This window comes from Craterilacuibacter sp. RT1T, assembly GCF_023502145.1.
GTDB lineage: Bacteria > Pseudomonadota > Gammaproteobacteria > Burkholderiales > Chromobacteriaceae > Craterilacuibacter.
Map to the genome: position 1 here is coordinate 1 of NZ_JAMFLI010000021.1, position 5774 is coordinate 5774.

5 protein-coding genes are annotated in these 5774 nt (G+C 55.0%); all 5 read left to right on the forward strand.

Annotation, left to right across the window (positions count from 1 at the left end; genetic code table 11):
- The first annotated feature begins 67 nt into the window (after positions 1-67).
- The 5 genes from M3P88_RS15725 to argS all read left to right on the forward strand — a co-directional run bounded on the left by M3P88_RS15725 (position 68) and on the right by argS (position 5579).
- Positions 68-1453 carry an FAD-binding oxidoreductase gene (locus M3P88_RS15725; RefSeq protein ID WP_249616939.1) on the forward strand — a complete coding sequence of 462 codons (1386 nt, stop codon included), beginning with the start codon at positions 68-70 and terminating at the stop codon, positions 1451-1453.
- A gap of 106 nt (positions 1454-1559) precedes the next feature.
- On the forward strand, positions 1560-1778 hold the full coding sequence (locus M3P88_RS15730; protein ID WP_249616940.1) for a hypothetical protein: 219 nt from the start codon (positions 1560-1562) through the stop codon (positions 1776-1778).
- 143 nt (positions 1779-1921) lie between these two features.
- Positions 1922-2338, forward strand: a complete 417-nt coding sequence (locus tag M3P88_RS15735; protein WP_249616941.1) for a hypothetical protein — start codon at positions 1922-1924, stop codon at positions 2336-2338.
- An 8-nt stretch (positions 2339-2346) separates the two neighbouring features.
- The gene (trhP, locus tag M3P88_RS15740) at positions 2347-3690 is read left to right on the forward strand and encodes a prephenate-dependent tRNA uridine(34) hydroxylase TrhP (RefSeq protein ID WP_249616942.1); all 1344 of its coding nucleotides are present in this window, start codon (positions 2347-2349) and stop codon (positions 3688-3690) included.
- Between the two features lie 170 nt (positions 3691-3860).
- On the forward strand, positions 3861-5579 hold the full coding sequence (gene argS, locus M3P88_RS15745; protein ID WP_249616943.1) for an arginine--tRNA ligase: 1719 nt from the start codon (positions 3861-3863) through the stop codon (positions 5577-5579).
- The last annotated feature ends 195 nt before the right edge of the window (positions 5580-5774 follow it).

Consider the following 5774-nt stretch of genomic DNA (forward strand, 5'->3'; position numbering starts at 1 on the left):
TGCGGGCTCTCCCCAATAGCGTATTTCCTTCATGGTGATATCATTTTGCATAATCCGTGGAGATGCTATGTCTATTCTTTCCCCCATCCAGCTATTGCAACAAGAACTGACCGCCTTATTAGCCGACAGAGTGAGTGCGAGTGACTCTATCCGTCTTCATCATGGTCATGATGAATCTTGCCATCCTGATGTATTGCCTGATCTGGTTGTTTTTCCACACACGACAGCCGAAGTGCAGTCAGTGGTGCGTTTATGTGCCAAATACCGGATACCGATGATTCCTTATGGCGTGGGGAGTTCGGTCGAGGGGCATACCTTGGCGATTCATGGCGGAGTCTGTATTGATCTTTCGCAGATGAACCGTATTGTCGCGCTGCATGAGGAAGATTTAACGGCGACAGTAGAGGCGGGTGTGACGCGTTTGCGACTGAATGAAGAGCTGCGCCATAGCGGTCTGTTCTTTCCTATCGATCCGGGTGCCGATGCTACTTTGGGCGGCATGGTTTCAACGCGTGCCTCGGGCACCAATGCCGTGCGTTATGGCACCATGCGCGAGAATGTATTGGCTCTGACGGCGGTATTGCCTGATGGCGAGATTATTCGTACGGGCACGCGTGCCAAGAAATCTTCTGCCGGTTATGACCTGACCCGTTTATTGGTGGGGGCGGAGGGAACGCTGGCGATTATCACCGAGGTTACCGTGCGCTTGTACGGCATGCCGGAAGCCATGTCATCCGCCATGGTGGCTTTTAATAGCGTGCGCGGTGCCGTGGATAGCGTGATTCAGGCCATTCAATGCGGCATTCCGCTGGCGCGGGCAGAAATGCTGGATGCGCTCACCATGGCGGCGGTCAATCGCTATAGCAAAACCGATTACCCTGAATGCCCGACCCTGTTTCTCGAGTTTCATGGCAGTGAAGCGGGTGTTGCCGAACAGGCGCAGTTGTTTGCCGACTTGGCCGAAGCCAATGGCGGCGGGCACTTTGCCTGGTCCAGCCGTGAAGAAGAGCGTAGCCGCTTATGGCAGGCCCGGCATAATGCCTATTTTGCCGGCTTGCAGCTTAAGCCTGGCTGCCGCTGCATTGCGACCGATGTTTGTGTGCCTATTTCCCGTTTGGCCGAATGCATAGAGGAAACGTATCTTGACCTGCAACGCGATGGCGTTGAGGCTCCCTTGTTTGGTCATGTCGGAGACGGAAATTTCCATCTGATGTTGCTGGCCAATCCATCCGATAGTGCAGAGATGGCCAAAATGAAGGCCATTAATCACCGTCTGGTACAGCGTGCCCTGGCGATGGAAGGGACCTGTAGCGGCGAGCATGGTATCGGAATTGGCAAGCAGGCGTATTTGGCGCAAGAGGCGGGTCGCGCGGCGCTGGATATGATGCGTGCTATCAAGCGTTCTATTGACCCCGATAACCTGATGAATCCGGGCAAGATCTTTTCCCTGTGACAGCCGTGCGAGCCTATTGCCGATAGTTTATTGGCAGTACGCTTGATAAAATCGAAGGCGGACAGGCCGAATATCTTGGCCTGTCCGCTTAAAGGAGATTGGCCTGGTGGCAAGTTTATTGCAGTTTTTGCGGCGTCGCCGCCGTTTGGCTTTGCTGGCCTTAATGCTGTCGACGGTGCTGTTGATGGTGGCCAGCATGGGGCGGGGTCTTGACTGGCAGGCGAGTCAGCCGCTATTTGATATTCTGCTGCCGTGTGTGATGTTGCTGGGAGTGGCTGGCCAGCTTTTGGCCTTGCTGGCGCTGCTGGGAAAACCACGCCGGTGAAATGGCATTAAAAACAAAGGTTTGTTTGCTGGTCGCCAGCTGCGCTGGCAGTTGACGAGCGCAGGGCTGCAGTAGATAATCGCGGCCGTACAAAGGCAAGACAGGCTCCGCATGCGGAGCCTGTCGCCGTTTTGGAGCTTGTTGTGACGGACGATCAACTCTTCCTGCGTGAACTGGAAAATGGCCATTTCCCGCCGGACAATTTCAATCAGCAGACCCGCCTTTACGCCGCATGGGCTTATCACCGGAATTATCCGCTACGCGAGGCTGCCGCGCGTTGTGCGCATACGTTTTCGCGTTATGCCCTGACGCGTGCCTTGGCAACGTCTTATCATCACACGCTGACGATGGCGACGCTGGTCCTGCTCTATCAGCGCATGGCTGAGCAGCCCGAGCAGGCCGAAGACTGGGAACATTTTTGCCAGGCGAACCCGGACATGTTGTCTGATACGGTATCGCTGGTTCGCTATCACTATTCTGCAGACCTGCTGGATCATGAGCGTGCGCGCAAGGCCTTTGTCGAGCCCGATCTCGCCCCCTTGCCTTGTCTGCTTCACTGAGAAAACCTATGAAAGCACCGGAACTTCTATTACCCGCTGGCACCCTCGACAAGATGCGTGCCGCTTATGATTTTGGCGCGGATGCCGTTTATGCCGGTCAGCCGCGTTACTCGCTGCGTGCCCGCAACAACGACTTCAAGCTGGAAGAACTGAGAACGGGTATCGACGAAGCACATGCGCGCGGCAAGCAATTCTTTGTTGCCAGCAATCTGTTGCCGCATAACAGCAAGGTTAAAACCTATATGGCGGATATGGCACCGGTTATTGCCATGAAGCCTGATGCCCTGATTATGGCGGACCCCGGCCTGATTATGATGGTGCGCGAGAAATGGCCTGAGGTGCCGGTCCATCTGTCGGTGCAGGCCAATACCGTCAACTATATGGGGGTGAAGTTCTGGCAGAAGCTGGGTGTGAGCCGCATTATCCTGTCGCGCGAGTTGTCGCTGGACGAGATTGCCGAGATTCGCCAGGAATGCCCGGATATCGAGCTGGAAGTCTTCGTTCATGGTGCCTTGTGCATTGCTTACTCGGGCCGTTGCCTGTTGTCCGGTTATTTCAACCACCGCGATCCCAACCAGGGCACTTGCACCAATGCGTGCCGCTGGGATTACAAGATGCATGACACCCAGGGTGATGATGCCGGTGATGTGCAGACGATCAAGCTGGACTTTGGCAAGGCGCTGGAAGAGGCTAACCAGAGCTTTGCCGCTTGCGGTGGTGCAGAACGTCACCCGCTGGCCGACAAGACTTATCTGATTGAAGAGGGAAACCGTCCGGGCGAGATGATGCCTATCATCGAGGACGAGCATGGCACCTATATCATGAACTCCAAAGACCTGCGTGCCGTCGAGCAGGTAGAGAAGCTGGTGAAGATTGGTGTCGATTCGCTCAAGATCGAAGGCCGTACCAAGAGCTTGTATTATGTGGCGCGTACGGCGCAGGTCTATCGCCAGGCGATTGATGACGCGGTTGCCGGGCGTCCATTCAATCTGGGCTTGCTGGCCGAGCTAGATGGTTTGGCCAATCGCGGCTATACCCCGGGCTTCCTCGAGCGTCACCAGACGCAGGACTATCAGAATTACCTGACGGGCCACTCCAAGGCCAAGCAAAGCCAGTATGTGGGTGATGTGCTGGCCGTGGATGCAGACGGTTGGGCGACGGTTGATGTGAAAAACCGTTTCGCGGTAGGCGACCGGTTGGAAGTGATACATCCGGGCGGTAATCATATCCTGGAGCTGAAAACGATGCTGCGCGATGACGTGGCTATCGAAGTGGCGCCGGGTAACGGGATTCAGGTGCGGATTCCGGGCATGCATGGCATGAACAAGGCGCTGATTGCCCGTCTGTTCTGAGCGGATTAAGTCGCGCATATTAGCGGCAGTATGGCGAAAGCTATACTGCCGTTTATTTTGAGCGGGAAGTGAAGCGTTGCCCGAGCGGCATTTGGCGCATACAATCAAAAGCAAAATTTTCGGAAGCGTTTGGTCTTTTCGCTTCTTCCAAGTTATTTATAAGGCATGCGATGACGATACAGCAACTGATCAATCAAAAAGTACAAGCGGCACTGGCCGCAGCCGGGGTGCTGGATGCGCCAGCCGTGGTTCAGCCTTCTTCCAAAGTAGGTTTTGGCGACTATCAGGCTAACGGCGTAATGGGCGCGGCGAAGGCGCTCAAGATGAACCCGCGTGAACTGGCGCAAAAAGTAGTCGATGCGCTGGATCTGGAAGGCATTGCCGAGAAAGTGGAAATCGCCGGCCCGGGTTTTATCAATATCCATCTGGCTCCCGAGTTTCTGGCACTCCGCAGCGAAGCGGCATTGAAAGACGCGCGCCTGGGTGTGACGCTGCCAGCCAAGCAAACGGTGGTGATCGACTATTCGTCGCCCAACCTGGCCAAAGAGATGCATGTCGGCCATTTGCGCTCGACCATTATCGGCGACTCCATTGCGCGCGTGCTGTCCTTTATGGGCCACGATGTCATTCGCCAGAACCATGTCGGCGACTGGGGTACCCAGTTCGGCATGTTGACGGCCTATCTGGTCGAGACCCAGCAAACCGGCAAGGCCGGCATGGAGCTGGGCGATCTGGAAACCTTCTACCGCAACGCCAAGATCCGTTTTGATGAAAGCGAAGACTTTGCCAACCGCGCCCGTGAATATGTGGTGCGACTGCAAGGTGGCGACGAGTCGGTGCTGGAACTGTGGCGCCAATTTGTTGAAGTTTCGCTGTCGCATTGCCAGGCTGTCTACGACAAGCTGGGCGTAATGCTGACGCGCGACGATGTGATGGGCGAGTCGGCCTATAACGACGACTTGGCTACGGTGGTCAATGAGTTGACCGAGATGGGCATCGTGACCGACAGCGAAGGCGCCAAGGTCGTCTTCCTGCCGGAATTCGCCGATCAGGATGGCAACCCTGCCGCCTATATCGTGCAGAAGAAGGATGGCGGCTTCCTGTATTCGACGACCGACTTGGGTGCCGTACGCTACCGCGTACGCAAGCTGAACGCCGACCGCATTATCTATGTAGTGGATGCGCGCCAGAGCCTGCACTTCCAGCAGATGTTCACGACCTGCCGCAAGGCCGGCTTTGCACCGGACAATGTGGTGCTGGAACATATTGCCTTCGGCACCATGATGGGTGAAGACAATAAGCCGTTCAAGACCCGTTCCGGCGGCACCGTTAAGCTGATCGAATTGCTTAACGAGTCGGAAGAGCGCGCATTGACGCTGGTGGGTGAGAAGAACCCGGGGCTGGATGAGGCTGCCAAGCAGCAGATTGCACACGCAGTCGGTATCGGTGCCGTGAAATATGCTGACCTGTCCAAGAGCCGTACCAGCGATTACATCTTCAACTGGGAGAATATGCTCTCGTTTGAAGGTAATACCGCGCCTTATCTGCAATATGCCTATACCCGTGTACAGAGCGTATTCCGCAAGGCCGAAAACTATGATGCCGGCGCGGCGATCGTGATTAGCGAACCGGCCGAGAAGCAACTGGCCGTTGCATTGGCCCAGTTTGAAGATGTGCTGGTCACGGTGGCTGATGGTTGCTACCCGCACCATCTGAGCCAGTACCTGTATAGCCTGGCGCAGTTGTTCTCACGTTTCTATGAAGCTTGCCCTATCCTCAAGGCCGAAGGTGAAGTACGCGCCAGCCGTCTGCAATTGGCTGCGCTGACTGCCAAAACATTGAAGACCGGTATGGATTTGCTGGGTATTGAAGTTCTGGATGCAATGTAAACAAGTTTGAAGCCGTTTATTTCAAATGCCCTCCCTTTTAGGGAGGGCATTTTTTATAGGAGCAGCGATTATTTTTGTCGTGAATAAAAATAAGCCATGGAAATAAGTCTTTTGTAGTCAGTAGTTTAGTTTCGTCTTTTGCTGCTGCTTGGTAATTAAGTGATATTTACTGGCAAATACAGTTGACGCCCCCGT

Excerpts from the sequence above, each read along its gene's own strand:
- M3P88_RS15725 (WP_249616939.1), top strand. The coding sequence starts at position 68 with ATGTCTATTCTTTCCCCCATCCAGCTATTGCAACAAGAACTGACCGCC.
- trhP (WP_249616942.1), top strand. The coding sequence starts at position 2,347 with ATGAAAGCACCGGAACTTCTATTACCCGCTGGCACCCTCGACAAGATG.
- argS (WP_249616943.1), top strand. The coding sequence starts at position 3,861 with ATGACGATACAGCAACTGATCAATCAAAAAGTACAAGCGGCACTGGCC.